Genomic DNA, 14,365 nt, shown 5'->3' on the forward strand with positions numbered 1-14,365 from the left:
CCGCGCGATTCCACAGGGTCACACCGCGGTCAGCATTCCGGCGGCGAGACCGACCACGACGGGCACGATGCCCAGGCAGACGAACGCAGGCAGGAAGCACAGGCCGAGCGGCCCGCTCACTTTGACCCCGGCCTTCTCCGCTGCCTCAACCGCGTCATCGGCTGCCCGACGACGCGTGGCCGATGCGAGTTCGGCGGCGCCGTCCGCGAGCGACGCACCGACCCGCGAGGCACGACGCGCCAACGCCGCGAGTTCAGCGAATGAATCTTCCGCACCCGCGTCGGACGCCCACGCCGTCTGCCCGTCGGCGCCGAGCGCGAGGAGGTCGGCCGCTCGAGCCAACGGCTCGCCGATCACCGGCGGGGCGTGCTCTGCCGCGACCTCCGCAGCCGCCGACACCGGCAGCCCGGCGCGTAGACAGACCGCGAACAGGTCGTAGGTCGACGCGACGTCGAACGGGTCCGGAACACTTCGGGACCTGCCGAGCCACCGTGGTTCCCGTACCTTCTTCGGGCGCACGACGACCCGCGCGAGCGCCCAGTGCGGCGACGGCCAAACCCATAGTGCGACACCCGCCGACATCGCGGCGATCAACACGGTCATCGCAGGATCTTCTCGGTGATGGAGTTCGTCCACCAGACTCCTGCCGACGCGAGCGCGGCGCCGACCACCAAGAGAATCGAACCGATCCCCGGCGACACCAGCACGGCCAGCGGTGCGGCGCCCATCAAGTGTCCAAGACCGATGCCCAAGATCGGCAGCAACGCCAACACCATCGCGGTCGCGCGAGGCCCCGCCAGACCGGCACGAGTCCGCGACGCATGATCTGCGCGGGCCGACAGGTCGGACCGCAACATGGCCAGGAGGTCAGCCATCGGCAAGCCGCGGGTCGACGACGCCGCCCACGCCGTTGCCAACCGATCCACGCCGGCATCCCACTGTGCGCCACCGTGTTCACCGCCGGCTATGTCGGCGGGGTCGCCGCCGAGCTCGGCGCGAGCAGCCATTCGTGCGAGTTCGGCCGACACCGCAGACGGTCCGTCGCGGGCCAGTTCGTCTGCCGCGGAACGGCAGGCGAGCACGACCGGCGCGCCGACCGACATCTCGGCGATCATGAACGAGAGCGCCCGCCGCAGTTCGTCACGACGGCCGTCCCGCTCGGCCCTCCGCACCGACCGGCGACGCAACCCGATCCCGGTGACCGCCACGATTCCGGTCGCCATCCCTGGTCCGGCGCCGATGACAGCCGCGACGAGAACGGGCGCAGCCGCGAAGATCCACACCGGGTCGAGGCGATGCCCGGCGAGGCCGTCGTGCGTCAGATGCAACCGTGCTCGGGCGCCCGACCCCGGCCACACGAGCAACGCAGCTCCACCCGCGATGAGCAGCGGCACGGCGTTCACTGCGGTCCTCGGTCGGCGATCAACGCGTCGATCCGAGCCCTCGCCGCGGTGAATCCCGATCTGCGCGACCACGCCTGCTCGATCGTGGTCAGCCCGTCGTCGGTGCGCCGTAGGACTCCGATCTCGAGCAGTCCACGACGCCCGTCACGATCGCGGCCGAGTCCGAACACCAATTGGATCGCGGCAGCCAACTGACTGTGCAGCGCCGCCCGGTCCATACCGCCCAGTGCGGCCAGCGCCTCCATCCGCGCGGGGACCTCCGACGTCGAGTTCGCGTGGAGAGTGCCGGCACACCCGTCGTGCCCGGTGTTGAGTGCGATCAACAGGTCGATCACCTCGGCGCCGCGGACCTCGCCGACGACGATCCGATCCGGCCGCATCCGCAGCGCCTGCCGAACCAGGTCGCGGACCGGCACGTCGCCGACGCCTTCGACGTTCGCATTGCGGGCGACGAGGCGCACGACGTGCGGATGCTGCGGTTCGAGCTCGGACGCGTCCTCGACGGTGACGACGCGCTCGACCGGGTCGACCTGCCCGAGCAGCGCGTTCAAGAGCGTCGTCTTGCCGGATCCGGTACCGCCGACGATCAAGAATGCCAGCCGGGCTCCGACAGCGTCCCGCACGAGATCGGCGGCTTCACCGGGGATGGCTCCGGACGTGACGAGAGCATCGAACGTCTGCGTCGCGCTGCGGAGGACGCGCAGAGAAATACAGGTCCCGTCGACGGCCAGGGGCGGGATCACCGCATGCAGGCGCACCGTGACATCCCGGCGGCCCACACCGGACAACTGCCCGTCGACCCACGGTTGAGCGTCGTCCAACCGGCGACCTGCGCCGAGAGCCAGACGATCGGCCAGTCGGCGCACCGACGCCTCGTCGTCGAATCGGATGCCGGTCAGCTCCAGTCCGTCCCCACGATCGGCCCACACCCGGCCGGGTCCGACGACGAGGACGTCGGTGACACCGTGATCGGCCAGCAGCCCCTCCAGCCTTCCGGCACCGACCATCTCGGTCTGCAGATACCGCAGCACGTCGAGGAGGTCGGTGTCGCCGAGCAGCCCACCCGACTCGGCTCGAATCGCATCGGCGATCACTGCTGGCTCCGGATCGCTGGTCTGCGTCGCCAATCGGTCGCGGACACGCTCGAGCAGGTCGGCGCGTCCGACCGCGGTCACTGCACTGCCCCGTCGTGCAGCCTGCGGTACACGTCCTGCGCCGCCGCGGTCACTGCACTGCCCCGTCGTGCAGCCTGCGGTACACGTCCTGCGCCGCCGCGGTCAGTGGGCTGCGACGTCGCAGGCGGAGGCCGGACGTCTCGCACCGTTGCGCGAGCGCACGCTCGGGCCGATATCCGCCGAGCAGCGGCAGCCCGATCGCTCTCGCCACGTCACTCGCCCGGAGTCCACCGGGCGACGGCCCTCGCACCACGAGCACGGCGTCCCGGTCGCCGACCTGGCGCGCGGCGGTACGCCGGGTCGCCGATACCGCGTGGACCGACGCCGTGGTCACCACGACGACGAAGTCAGCACTGTCGACCAGTCCCGCTGCGACGGGTCCCGGCTCGCGTCCCACGTCGGCGACGACGACGTCACCGGTGCTGCGTGCCGCGTCGACGACCGCCAACACCGTGTCCGGGCGCAACGGTTCGACGTCGTCGCGAGCCGACGTGATCACGCTGATCCGGCCCGACCCCGGCAGCGCTGCACGCAACGCGGGACCGGCGATCGCGCCGCTCTCGCCGGTGACGTTCGACCACCGCAGCCCCGGCTCGTCCTCGACCCCGAGGATCAGGTCGGCGCCCGCGCCGGACTGGTCGGCGTCGAGAAGGAGCACCCGTTGTCCGGAGCTAGCGGCGACCAGTGCGACAGCGGCGGCCAACGACGACGCGCCCGCTCCTCCATGCCCGCCGATCACGGCGACGGCGCCTGCCGGTCGACGGACCGGGCGGCGGAACTCCGACAGCGCGCCGACCAGGCCGGCCTCCTCGTGCGGCAGCACGAATCCGCCCTGTGCCCCGAGAGCGAGCCCCGTCTGCCACCGCCGCGTGTCGTCTTCGGACGGGCCGACGACCACGACTGCCGGACGGCGCGGCGGATGCAGTTCGGTCAGTACCGCCGACGCGCCCGCGTCGACGGCGACCGCGCGGGCCCGCAGCCAGTCGTGACGGCAGGACGCGGCGTCGCCGACCACCATCGTGTAGCCGGCCGCCGCGGCACAGCGGGCGAGGTCGGCGTGGAGTTCGTCGGCGGCGAGAACGAGCAGGACGTCGGTCATGCCCTGATGATGCGACGATCACCCTCCATCGGGAAGTGCGTTATCCACAGCCTGGTATCGGTGCAGGTCAGAATCGCTGACCAGTGATCGGAGCGACGTTCTCGCACGGCACCTTCACCGGGTGCTCCGGATCCAGCGCGTTCAGGACGAAGTAGGCGGCCCGCCGCGAACTCGCGATGCCGACGTGTTCGCTGTGATCCGTGGAGCACGTCGCCTGGACGACGATGTTCTTCACCGATTCGCCTGCCCGCGGCTTCACGTAGCCGGATGTGTACGGCACCACGACTTCGTCGTTCCTGGTCATGATGTTCGTGTAGTCGATGCCCTTCACGTACGGACTGCCACCGCTCCAGATCTTCTCGTTCATGGGCGATCCGGCCATCATTCCGCCGCAGCCGCTGCAGATCGGCATGTCGCGGCCACCGAGAAGCTTCATGAACAGCGGCGTCGTGGGCGAGGTCGAGCCCGAGCCATGCCACAGTGGCGCGAGCGAGACGTACTTGGTGACCTTCTGCGCTCCGCCGAGGAACTTCACGTAATAGGTCGGCATATAGGTGCCTTGTGAATGACCGACGAGATCGACGGTCTCCGCGCCCGTCGCTTCGAGAACCTTGTCGACGAATCGATCGAGTTGTCCCGCGCTGACGTCGATCTTGCCCATCCCGCCGATCGCGGTGAACGGCCAGGGCAGTCCGGGGAGTGCGCCGTAGGTGAGTGCGAAGACGCAGTATCCGCGGTTGGCGAGCATCGCGGGATACGGACCCCAGTTCGTGGCTTTGGCTCCGCCCGTCCCGTGCACGAGCACCACTGGTCGCGGATGTTCGGGCGATGGCGTGCAGTCGAAATCGTTCGACCCCGGCAACGACTGGCCGGGATGCTGCAGTTCGTACGAGATCCCGCTCAGGAAGTTGTAGTTCTCTGGCAGCTTCTCGTTCGGCGCGGCGCTCGCCTGCGCCACGAGGGCGACGACACCGAGCAACGCTGCGCAGCACGCGATCAGCGAGTGTTTGACGATCTTCATGTGCGACCCCTGTGGACAGGCCCGAGCAGGCACTCGGCGGGATCGAACCTACGCGTCAAATCGCGACTGTTCTGTCGAAACGTCTCAATAGGCCCGAAATCAACGAGCCCCAGGAGTGTTCTCTGCGAATCCGCCCACGAATATCTGAGCCACAAACATAAGACGGCCTATAAATAGAAGACGACCCCGGCCAGGGGGGAGGAGGCCGGGGTCATCAGCAGTTCAGCCCCGGGGGGTCGGGCTGAACGCTTCCGGCATTGCCGGACAAATCCCAAGTTACCCTCGCCGCCGCGAAGATTGCAAGCCCAACTATTGCCGTTTTCTTGTTCCGTGGATCACATCGTGACGATGTACGATGTCGAACGTGAGCCAGGCAGATCCGACACGTATCGCCGCCTTCTTCGACCTCGACAAGACGGTGATCGCCCGCTCCAGCGCCCTGGCGTTCACCAGGCCATTCTACGACGGCGGCCTCCTGTCTCGCCGGACGATGCTCCGTTCCGCGATCGCCCAACTCCAGTTCCTCCTGGCCGCCGCCGACGCCGACAACGTCGACCGGTTGCGCAAGCATGTGACCGACATGTCGACCGGCTGGAACGCAGCGCAGGTACGGGCGATCGTCGCCGAGACCCTGGACGACGTCGTGCGCCCCGTCGTCTTCCCCGAAGCGCTCGAACTCATCGAACAACACAAGGAATCCGGGCACGACGTCGTGCTGATCTCGGCGTCGGGCATCGAGATGGTCGAGCCGATCGGCGAACTCCTCGGCGTCGACATCGTGCGCGCGAGCATCATGCGAGTGGTCGACGGCCATTACTCCGGCGATCTCGACTTCTACTGCTACGGCGACGAGAAGGCCACCGTCGTCGAAGAGTTGGCTACTGAGCACGGCTACGACTTGAGCCGCTGCTACGCCTACTCCGATTCGGTGACCGACCTTCCGATGCTCGACGCCGTAGGCAGACCCGCCGTGGTGAATCCCGACAAAGCGCTTCGCCGGCGCGCGGTCGAATCGGGGTGGGAGACCCTCGATTTCGCGACCCCCGCCGCAGCCACGCGACGGCCGAGTCCGACCACGGTGGGACGAACCGCTCTGTGCGCCACGGGGATCGGAGCGATCACCGCGGCGGCGGTCTACTACCACCACCTACAGGCCCGTCACCTGCGAGTTCACGCCGCCTGATCGATTCTCGCGAAACCCTTGCAGTGACGACGGTCACAGGGTATTAATGGGTTACGGAATCACAGAGACGGCCACGTTCAGACCGGCAGAGAAGGCCTGAACCCCCGGCACTGAGATTCCCAGCACGGGCGGCAAGCACCCACGCGGAGCACGCCGCATTGGCAGAAGCGTTGTGCGTCTGCGAACCCACGGGCCGTACTCGTGAACTCACACAGGGAAGGTTCTACTGTCTTTCGAGTACACATCGAGCTGAACGTGGGAACGCCGAGGCGATCCACACAACCCACCCAGCACGCCTGGTAACTTTCGTCCGTGCTCGCGGGCGGTACCTGGTCGAGATGACAATCGACCACAGGTGCCGCCCGCAATCGTGTGTGGGGCCCGATGTGCCGAGCGGGATCGATCAGCCGGAGACCGCGTCGGCGATCGACAGGGCTTCGACCGCTCCGGTCTCCATCGCCTCACAGCAGAGGACGATCCACTCCCCGATGGCCGACGGGTCGCCGGTGGCGAATGTCGTCGACAGCTCGCGGTAGTCGCTGATCCGCTTCAGCCACGTCACCTCGGGTACGCCGAGCAGGTGAGGATCGAGCCCGGTCGACGCCGCCACCAGTCGGGACGCGCCACGAGCGACGACACCGTTCCCTTCGGTGAACGGCGACAACGAGAGCAACTCGCCGTGCACGACGGCGGCCAGCACCGGCGCGGGAACGGTCGATCCCCCGGTGATCACCTGCCCCAGGAAGTCCAGGCGCTGCGCGATGTGCGGCTCCGCTCGTGGACGTCCGAGTAGGTTCGGGTCGTCGACGAGGCCCGCCGCGGCGAGCGTGTGCAGTCGGGCGAGAGCCTGCGCGGGAGCACGGCGGAACACCGAGACGAACTGGTCGATCCCGTCGGTGTCGAGCGCCTGCGCCACCCGGATCGCACCTTCGGTGATCGGATCGTCGAACTGCGCGTCGCGCTTGAGTTCGACGCTGCCGCCTTCGATGGCCGCCGACGAACGGCCTGCTCGCCACGACGCCTCACGAGAGGTCTTGTCCCACCCTCGGAGGTTCGCGCGATGGCGGTGCACGACGCCCAGCGCGTCGCGCGCCATTTCGGCCGCATGACGGACATCGGGCAAGTCGAGCAACGGGGCCAGCGGATCAGCACTCACACCCGCCACGATAGTCGGGCCCACTCCGACGGCGCCGAGCCGTCCGCCCGTCGCGCCTCGCCGACCGCTCATCGCGCGAGGCGCTCGCGCGACCGCTCCCCGCTACGCGCATGCAACGGGTGGTGACTACCCTCACAAGTGAGCGGTATCCGGTGCCAGGCAACTCTGCGCACGGTGCCCAGCGTGTTCCCAAGCGCGGCAGTCCGAGAATGAAAGGCAGTTGAGGAATGACCGAAGCCAGCAAGTTGTACTCACCCTCGAAAGAGTTCGCCGACAACGCGAACGCGACCGTCGAGATGTACGACCGCGCGGAGGCGAACCCCGACGAGTTCTGGGCCGAGCAGGCGCGACGCCTCGACTGGACGACACCGTTCGGTCAGGTTCTGGACTGGTCCGACGCTCCGTTCGCGAAGTGGTTCGTCGGCGGCGAACTGAACGTCGCGGTGAACTGCGTGGACCGCCACGTCGACGCAGGCAAAGGCGACCGGGTCGCCATCCACTGGATCGGCGAACCCGTCGACGACAAGCGGGACATCACCTACAGCCAACTCAAAGACGAGGTCTCGCGCGCAGCGAACTACCTATCGTCGATCGGACTGGTCGCGGGCGACCGCGTCGCCATCTACATGCCGATGGTCCCCGAGGCCATCATCTCGATGCTCGCGTGCGCCCGCCTCGGCCTGACTCACTCGGTAGTGTTCGCCGGATTCTCCGCGGCCGCGCTGCGCTCACGCGTCGACGACGCCGAGGCGAAAGTCGTCATCACCACCGACGGCCAGTTCCGCCGTGGCAAGCCAGCCCCGCTCAAGGAGGCTGTCGACGAAGCCCTCGGCACCGGCGCCGACGCCGCGAAGTCGATCGAGAAGGTCATCGTCGTCCGCCGCACCAATCATGATCCGGACTTGAACTGGGTCGACGGCCGCGACGTGTGGTGGGAGGACACGGTCAGCGAACAGTCCCCCGTTCACGAGGCGGAGTCGTTCGACTCCGAGCACCCGCTGTTCCTGCTGTACACCTCGGGCACCACGGGCAAGCCGAAGGGCATCGTCCACTCGTCGGGCGGCTACCTGACGCAGGCCGCCTACACCTTCCACAACGTGTTCGATCACAAGGAAGGGCGCGACGTCTTCTGGTGCGGCGCCGACATCGGTTGGGTCACCGGCCACTCCTACCTCGTGTACGGGCCGCTCTCGAACGGTGCGACCGAGGTGATCTACGAGGGCACCCCGAATTCGCCCGACGAGAACCGTCACTTCCAGATCATTGAGAAGTACGGCGTCACCACGTACTACATCGCGCCGACGTTGATCCGCACGTTCATGAAGTGGGGACGCGAAGTCCCCGACGCACACGACCTGTCGTCGCTCCGGTTGTTGGGCAGCGTCGGCGAGCCGATCAACCCCGAGGCCTGGCGCTGGTACCACGATGTCATCGGCGGCGGCCGCTGCCCGATCGTCGACACCTGGTGGCAGACCGAGACCGGCGGAATCATGATCTCCCCGCTGCCGGGAGTCACCGCGACCAAGCCGGGTTCGGCGATGCGCCCACTGCCCGGCATCAGCGCGGCGATCGTCGACGACAAGGGCGTACCGACGCCCGACGGCGAGCAGGGCTACCTTGTTCTGGACCGTCCGTGGCCGGGCATGCTGCGCGGCATCTGGGGCGACCCGGAGCGCTTCAAGGAGACCTACTGGTCACGGTTCGAGGAGCAGGGCTGGTACTTCGCGGGCGACGGCGCCCGCTTCGACGAAGACCACGCACTCTGGGTCCTTGGCCGCGTCGACGACGTGATGAATGTGTCCGGCCACCGGATCTCGACTTCCGAGGTGGAGTCCGCGCTCGTCGCGCACTCCGCAGTCGCCGAAGCCGCCGTGATCGGCGCCGCCGACGAGACCACCGGCCAGGGCATCGTCGCATTCGTGATCCTCATGGAGCACGCGACGCCGGGCGACGACCTCATCGCCGAACTGCGCCAGCAGGTGGCGGTCGACATCTCCCCGATCGCCAAGCCGCGCGAGATCAACATCGTTCCCGAGCTGCCCAAGACGCGTTCCGGCAAGATCATGCGCCGGCTCCTCAAGGACATCGCCGAGGGCCGCGAACTCGGCGACACCTCGACCCTCGTCGACCCGTCGGTCTTCGAAGCGATCCGCTCCCAGCGGGCGCAGTAGGTCTGAAGGGGCCACCCGAATCACATCGGGAGCGCCCCAACCGCGTGTGGGCGTCGGTACGAAACCGGCGGCATGGCAACATGAAGCCCGACCAACGTTCAGCAAGGGAGAACTCGTGAGCGGCAAACAGGACACCTGGCCTCCGCAGCCCGCCGACGCTCCGCGCGTCCCGTCGATTCCGATGTCGGATGCCAATCTCGGCAAGGACGGCGAACCAACGATCGGCAACCTCGTCAAGGACGCGTCGGCCAATGTGTCGACGCTGTTCCGGGCCGAGGTCGCACTCGCCAAGGCCGAACTCGTCAAGGAAGCGAAGAAGGCAGGGGCAGGCACCGGACTCATCGTCGGCGCCGCCGTCCTGCTGCTCTACGCGAGCCTGTTCTTCTTCGTGTTCCTCGGCTTCCTGCTCGACCTGTGGCTGCCGACGTGGGCCGCGTTCGGGATCGTCTTCTTGATTCTGATGGTCGTGTCCATCGTGGCGATCATCATCGGGTACGTCCTGTTCCGGAAGCTCCGTAAACCTGAGAAGACCATCGAGTCATTGTCGGAGATCAGCAGTGTGGTGCCGGGGCGCGAGAAGTCGTCGACCGGCGGCGTCGCGCACCCGCAGATCCCGCCCGCGAACGATCCGATGAGCCGCTGACGACTCTGCCCCGACGAGTTTGAAGAACCGACGAGTTTGAACACGACGCCGCCGGATCCCACTCACATCCGGTTCGACGGGCCGTGGCAGCACTTCGATGTGCGTGCGGGCGGGCTCCGTTTCCACGCTGTCGAGAGCGACCGGTCCATCGCCGACCGGCCGCTGGTCCTACTGCTGCACGGTTTCGGTGAGTTCTGGTGGACCTGGCGCCACCAACTGCCCGCGTTGACCGCCGCCGGGTACCGCGCCGTCGCCGTCGACCTGCGCGGTTACGGCGACTCCGACAAGCCGCCGCGCGGATACGACGGGTGGACGCTGGCGGGCGACACGCACGCACTGATCCGCGCCCTCGGGCACTCGTCGGCGTCCCTGGTGGGACACGCCGACGGCGGGCTGGTCTGCTGGGCCACCGCGACTCTGCATCCGCGCGCCATCGACCGCGTCGTCGTCCTGTCGTCGCCGCACCCGCGGGCGCTCCGGCAGGGCGTGCTGTTCAACGCGGAGGAACGCTCGTCGTTCCTCGCTCCGTTCCTGCACAACCAACTCCCCCGGATCGGCGAGCGACGTCTCACCCGCCGAAACGGCGCGTTCATCGACGAATACTTCCGAAGCCGGTCCGGTAGGCACTGGCAGGAGACCGCCGACTTCGACGAAGCGATCGAACGCAACCGGCTCGCCATCCAGATCCCCGGCGTCGCCCATTGCAGCCTCGAATACCGTCGGTGGGCGTTCCGCTCCCAGTTCCGGCCGGACGGCTGGCGGTTCATGGAAGTGATGGACAAGCGGCTCGATCACCCGTTCCTCGCCCTTCGCGGTCGGGAAGACGAATACATCCTCGACTCGCTGATGGCCGAGAGCGCGCACTGGGCCCGCGACTTCACCTACCGGTCGATCCCGGGCGCGGGCCACTTCCTGCACCAGGAAGCGCCCGACGAGGTCAACGCGGCAGTGCTCGAGCATCTGGGCGCCTGACCGTCAGAGCACCTCTGTGCCCGACTCCCGCGTCTAGTGCGCCGACACGCAGCGCTGCGTGTCCACCGTCGCCGAGCCCGACCGCTTCTCCGATTGTGCGAGATCGTTCTGGACCTGCTCGGCGGTCAAGACGAATCCCGTGTCGTCCGCCGGATCCTCGGACGCCCCGAACACCACACCGAACACGTTCCCGTCACGATCGATCATCGGACCGCCGGAATTACCGGACCGGATACTCCCGCGCACCGTGTACACCTCGCGCGACACCTGTTTGGCTCGCTGATAGATGTCGGGACCGTTCAGTTGGACGGTGTTGCGGATCCGTGCCGGCGTGATCGTGAACGGACCGTTCTCTGGATAACCGAGGACGATCGCGTCGTCGCCGGTGTCGCCGGCCTCGGTCGCGAAGTCGAGGGCGGGGGCACGCAGCCCCGGCACGTCGAGGACGGCGATGTCGGTGCGCGAGTTGAACCAGACGACGTTCGCGTCGAGTTGCCCACCGTCTTCGGTCTCGACGCTGAGCGAGTCCGTGCCCGCCACGACGTGCGCATTGGTCATGACGCGTTCGGGCGACACCACGAACCCGCTGCCTTCCAACGACTGTCCGCAACTGCGTGCGACGCCGGTGATCTTGAGGACGCTCGGCTCGACCTGCTGTACGACGGGGAGGTCGGCCAGGGCGGCGTCGGGCGCGTCGACGTTGGCGACGCGCGTCTGGCCGTACGGGCCGATGACCTCTTTGATGCCGGAGGAGTCGATCAGTTCGGTCAGTTCGTTCGGCAGATTCCGCAACCACTGCGGAGCGATCGCGTCGACGCTCTGGACGACTTTCGAGCCCTCCACCGCATCGGATATCCGGACCTGTTCGGAACTTCGAAGCGGGAACGAGAGCAGCCACACGGCCACCAGTACCGCGATGACCTGAAGCACCGAGCCGACACCGCTGTCCACCCGGCGGAGCGTCGGCGAGTGGATGTGGCTGCGCGCGGCTCGCCCGAGGACCATGCCCGACAACTCGCCGATCACGATCAGCGCGATGATCAGCATCACGCCGACGACGAGTCGCAGTCGCTGGTCGTCGAACCGTTCGATGACGACCGGAGCCAACAGGACGCCCGCGACCGCACCGATGACGACTCCGACGAACGCGAGCGCCGACGCCGCAGCACCCTGCCGATAGCCGCTCAACGCGGCCAGGAGTGCGACCACGAGGATGACGAGGTCGACCCACACGGCCCCGCTCACCGGGGCGGCTCCACAGCGAATCCGGATACCTGGCGGCCGCCGGTCGCGGCGATCATCTCCTCGAGCGGCCGGACGTCGTCGCGGTCCCACGGCACATCCCAGCCCGCGGTCTCGGCGATCGCTGCGAGCAGCCCGCCGGTGAACCCCCAGACCAGCATTCCGTCGTAGACGAACGCAGGCCCCTTGTACGTCGGCATGCCCGGGATCTCCCGACTCACCTGGAGTCGGTGCTCCGGACTCAAGAGCTCACGCAGGTTCACTCGGGTCACCCGCGCCGTCTCCCCTTCGTCGACCACACGCACTTCGGTGGGCCGCGACCAGTGCGCGAGCACAGGCGTCACCTCGAAGCCAGACGGAACGGGGAACCTCGGCAGCGTCGCGAGGACGTCGACACCGTCGGCGGTCACGCCGGTCTCCTCCCAGGCTTCGCGCATCGCAGTCCCGACCGGGTACTGGTCACCGGGGTCGCGGGCCCCGCCGGGGAACGCAATCTGTCCGCCATGAGTGCGCATCGTCGACGCGCGCTCGGTGAGCAGGATGTCCGCGTCGGCGGGGACGCCACCGGGATGGTCCGTTGCCGCGGCGAACGAGCCGCCGAACAGGACGAGGACGGCAGCCGAGCGGGTCGCGACGAAGTCGTCCGCGATCCGTGCCCGGTCACCGCCGCGCGCGAGCACCTTCTCGTTGACGACGGACACGTCGTCGGTGATCGCTCGCATCCATTCGGGCACGTCAGATCGCGGCACCAGGATCGTCGAGTCGTTTCGGTTCATGATGTCGCCCCCACGTCTACGCCGAGATGGTCGCGGACCGAAGCGGTGAGGTCCTGGTAGGTGTCGAAGACTCGTGGAAGCACTGCGGCGACAGTGCCGTCCGCCCGGATCATCACGGTCGACGGGAACACGCGCGGTGCGGCGACGGCTTGTGCGATGTCGCCCCGCGGATCGGTGACCACCGGAAGATGCGCATTGAGCTCCTGCAGGAACTTGAGCACGAAGAACTCCTTCTCCGCGCCTTCCTTGGCGTGCACGGCCAGAACGTTCAATCGGTCGCCCGACGCGGCGGCGAGTTCGTCGAACAGCGGGAGCTCCCGCCGGCACGGCAGACACCACACGGCCCACATGTTGATCACCAGTGGTTTGCCTGCGGTGACCGCCCCGAGGTCGATCACCTGCCCGTCGGCCATGCAGGGCGCGGAGACTCCGGCGAGTGCGCCCGCAGCCGGACCGGTCCCGCTCGGGCACGCAGCGAGAGCCGCTGCCGTCCGCGCCTGCGCGATCTCATCGGCGGACGCGCCTGCGTCGGTCACCCCGGACGTCGGAGTCTGCGACGCCGGCGACGACGCAGACGGCTCGTCGCCGCCGCGTGGCCAGAGCGCGACCACGAGCGCGACCACCACGACGACGAACGCGATCATCGCGCGCATCCCCGGCTGGGCCAGCACTTTCTTCGCAACGCCCAGCTTCTTCGCGTCGTCTGAGTGACTCACTCGGTCACCCCCGCGAGTCTCAGCAGGTGGTCGGTCTCCGGACCCTTCACGAGCGCTGCGGCCTCCATCGGATCGATCGGCCCCTCCCCGTACGACGGGCAGTCCTTGGCGAGCACGCACACACCGCACGCAGGCTTACGCGCATGGCAGACACGCCGTCCGTGGAAGATGATGCGATGCGAGAGGTCGGTCCACTCCTTGCGTTCGATGAGCTCGCCGACGACGCGCTCGACCTTGACCGGGTCGGTCTCGTCGGTCCAGTTCCAGCGCCGGACGAGCCGTCCGAAATGCGTGTCGACGGTGATCCCGGGAACTCCGAAGGCGTTGCCCAACACGACGTTCGCAGTCTTACGTCCGAACCCCGGCAGCGTCACGAGTTCCTTCAGGGTGCCGGGCACCTCGCCGTCGAACCGTTCGACGAGCGCCTGCCCCAGCCCCATGATGGAGTTCGCCTTGTTCCGGTAGAAGCCGGTGGACCGGATCATCTCTTCGAGTTCGGTGCGGTCCGCGCTCGCATAGGCGAACGCGTCCGGGTAACGCGCGAACAGGGCGGGCGTCACCTGGTTGACGCGGACGTCCGTGCACTGCGCGGACATGATCGTCGCGACGGACAGTTCGAGCGGCGTGGTGAAGTCGAGTTCGCAGTACACGTGCGGAAAAGCCACGTGCAGGGTCCTGTTCATCCGACGTGCTCGTCGGACCAGTCCCAGTCGGGTCTCCGGTTTGCGGCTGCTCACAACAATCCAGGTTAGCTGCCGTTCACGCCTGCGGGCTTCGGAGCGCGCCGCGAGCGTCGATGTGGTCACAA

Annotated in this window: 14 protein-coding genes; 4 read left to right on the forward strand and 10 right to left on the reverse strand. The window is 67.8% G+C overall.

The annotated features are described in order from the left end of the window. Nucleotides 1–18: 18 nt before the first annotated feature. The 5 genes from L5G32_RS02540 to L5G32_RS02560 all read right to left on the reverse strand — a co-directional run bounded on the left by L5G32_RS02540 (nucleotide 19) and on the right by L5G32_RS02560 (nucleotide 4,698). The gene (locus tag L5G32_RS02540) at nucleotides 19–603 is read right to left on the reverse strand and encodes a type II secretion system F family protein (RefSeq protein ID WP_237009429.1); all 585 of its coding nucleotides are present in this window, start codon (nucleotides 601–603) and stop codon (nucleotides 19–21) included. Next, a complete protein-coding gene (locus L5G32_RS02545; RefSeq protein ID WP_237009430.1) occupies nucleotides 600–1,403 on the reverse strand; it encodes a type II secretion system F family protein in 804 nt (267 codons plus the stop codon). Before L5G32_RS02545 ends, L5G32_RS02540 begins: the two co-directional genes overlap by 4 nt. Then, nucleotides 1,400–2,578, reverse strand: coding sequence for a TadA family conjugal transfer-associated ATPase (locus tag L5G32_RS02550; protein WP_237009431.1), 1,179 nt, complete (start codon nucleotides 2,576–2,578; stop codon nucleotides 1,400–1,402). The genes L5G32_RS02545 and L5G32_RS02550 overlap by 4 nt, the downstream gene beginning before the upstream one ends. A 49-nt stretch (nucleotides 2,579–2,627) precedes the next feature. Further along, the gene (gene ssd, locus L5G32_RS02555) at nucleotides 2,628–3,677 is read right to left on the reverse strand and encodes a septum site-determining protein Ssd (protein ID WP_237009432.1); all 1,050 of its coding nucleotides are present in this window, start codon (nucleotides 3,675–3,677) and stop codon (nucleotides 2,628–2,630) included. Between the two features lie 67 nt (nucleotides 3,678–3,744). Then, nucleotides 3,745–4,698 (reverse strand): esterase/lipase family protein, encoded by a 954-nt coding sequence (locus L5G32_RS02560; protein ID WP_237009433.1) that lies wholly within the window; start codon nucleotides 4,696–4,698, stop codon nucleotides 3,745–3,747. A 355-nt stretch (nucleotides 4,699–5,053) separates the two neighbouring features. Here L5G32_RS02560 and L5G32_RS02565 point away from each other — a divergent pair, with 355 nt between their 5' ends. After that, a complete protein-coding gene (locus tag L5G32_RS02565) occupies nucleotides 5,054–5,881 on the forward strand; it encodes an HAD family hydrolase (RefSeq protein WP_237009434.1) in 828 nt (275 codons plus the stop codon). A 403-nt stretch (nucleotides 5,882–6,284) separates the two neighbouring features. Here L5G32_RS02565 and L5G32_RS02570 read toward each other — a convergent pair whose 3' ends face one another. Beyond that, nucleotides 6,285–7,037 carry a Fic family protein gene (locus L5G32_RS02570; RefSeq protein WP_237009435.1) on the reverse strand — a complete coding sequence of 251 codons (753 nt, stop codon included), beginning with the start codon at nucleotides 7,035–7,037 and terminating at the stop codon, nucleotides 6,285–6,287. A 227-nt stretch (nucleotides 7,038–7,264) separates the two neighbouring features. Between L5G32_RS02570 and acs the strand changes: the two genes are divergently transcribed. The 3 genes from acs (at nucleotide 7,265) to L5G32_RS02585 (ending at nucleotide 10,823) form a co-directional block, all read left to right on the forward strand. Next, complete coding sequence (gene acs / locus L5G32_RS02575; RefSeq protein ID WP_237009436.1) at nucleotides 7,265–9,208, forward strand: acetate--CoA ligase; 1,944 nt, start codon at nucleotides 7,265–7,267, stop codon at nucleotides 9,206–9,208. Nucleotides 9,209–9,323: 115 nt separating this feature from the next. Further along, the gene (locus L5G32_RS02580; RefSeq protein WP_237009437.1) at nucleotides 9,324–9,851 is read left to right on the forward strand and encodes a phage holin family protein; all 528 of its coding nucleotides are present in this window, start codon (nucleotides 9,324–9,326) and stop codon (nucleotides 9,849–9,851) included. A gap of 36 nt (nucleotides 9,852–9,887) precedes the next feature. After that, nucleotides 9,888–10,823 carry an alpha/beta fold hydrolase gene (locus L5G32_RS02585; protein WP_265738550.1) on the forward strand — a complete coding sequence of 312 codons (936 nt, stop codon included), beginning with the start codon at nucleotides 9,888–9,890 and terminating at the stop codon, nucleotides 10,821–10,823. A gap of 33 nt (nucleotides 10,824–10,856) precedes the next feature. On the opposite strand, the gene L5G32_RS02590 is transcribed toward L5G32_RS02585, so the two are convergent. Genes L5G32_RS02590 through nth form a run of 4 tightly spaced genes read right to left on the reverse strand, consistent with a single transcriptional unit; the run spans nucleotide 10,857 to nucleotide 14,240 of the window. After that, a complete protein-coding gene (locus L5G32_RS02590) occupies nucleotides 10,857–12,068 on the reverse strand; it encodes a MarP family serine protease (RefSeq protein ID WP_237009438.1) in 1,212 nt (403 codons plus the stop codon). After that, nucleotides 12,065–12,841, reverse strand: coding sequence for an NUDIX hydrolase (locus L5G32_RS02595; RefSeq protein WP_237009439.1), 777 nt, complete (start codon nucleotides 12,839–12,841; stop codon nucleotides 12,065–12,067). Before L5G32_RS02595 ends, L5G32_RS02590 begins: the two co-directional genes overlap by 4 nt. Beyond that, on the reverse strand, nucleotides 12,838–13,557 hold the full coding sequence (locus L5G32_RS02600) for a TlpA family protein disulfide reductase (protein WP_237009440.1): 720 nt from the start codon (nucleotides 13,555–13,557) through the stop codon (nucleotides 12,838–12,840). Before L5G32_RS02600 ends, L5G32_RS02595 begins: the two co-directional genes overlap by 4 nt. After that, entirely contained in the window at nucleotides 13,554–14,240 is a 687-nt protein-coding gene (gene nth, locus L5G32_RS02605) for an endonuclease III (RefSeq protein ID WP_237009628.1), read from the reverse strand. The genes L5G32_RS02600 and nth overlap by 4 nt, the downstream gene beginning before the upstream one ends. Between the last annotated feature and the right edge of the window lie 125 nt (nucleotides 14,241–14,365).

It is taken from the genome of Gordonia zhenghanii (assembly GCF_021738965.1).
Taxonomy (GTDB): domain Bacteria; phylum Actinomycetota; class Actinomycetes; order Mycobacteriales; family Mycobacteriaceae; genus Gordonia; species Gordonia zhenghanii.

What these genes read in the sequence shown, in the direction of transcription:
- L5G32_RS02540 (WP_237009429.1), bottom strand. Translation starts at nt 603, where the DNA reads ATGACCGTGTTGATCGCCGCGATGTCGGCGGGTGTCGCACTATGGGTT.
- ssd (WP_237009432.1), bottom strand. Translation starts at nt 3,677, where the DNA reads ATGACCGACGTCCTGCTCGTTCTCGCCGCCGACGAACTCCACGCCGAC.
- L5G32_RS02560 (WP_237009433.1), bottom strand. Translation starts at nt 4,698, where the DNA reads ATGAAGATCGTCAAACACTCGCTGATCGCGTGCTGCGCAGCGTTGCTC.
- L5G32_RS02565 (WP_237009434.1), top strand. Translation starts at nt 5,054, where the DNA reads ATGTCGAACGTGAGCCAGGCAGATCCGACACGTATCGCCGCCTTCTTC.
- acs (WP_237009436.1), top strand. Translation starts at nt 7,265, where the DNA reads ATGACCGAAGCCAGCAAGTTGTACTCACCCTCGAAAGAGTTCGCCGAC.
- L5G32_RS02595 (WP_237009439.1), bottom strand. Translation starts at nt 12,841, where the DNA reads ATGAACCGAAACGACTCGACGATCCTGGTGCCGCGATCTGACGTGCCC.
- nth (WP_237009628.1), bottom strand. Translation starts at nt 14,240, where the DNA reads ATGAACAGGACCCTGCACGTGGCTTTTCCGCACGTGTACTGCGAACTC.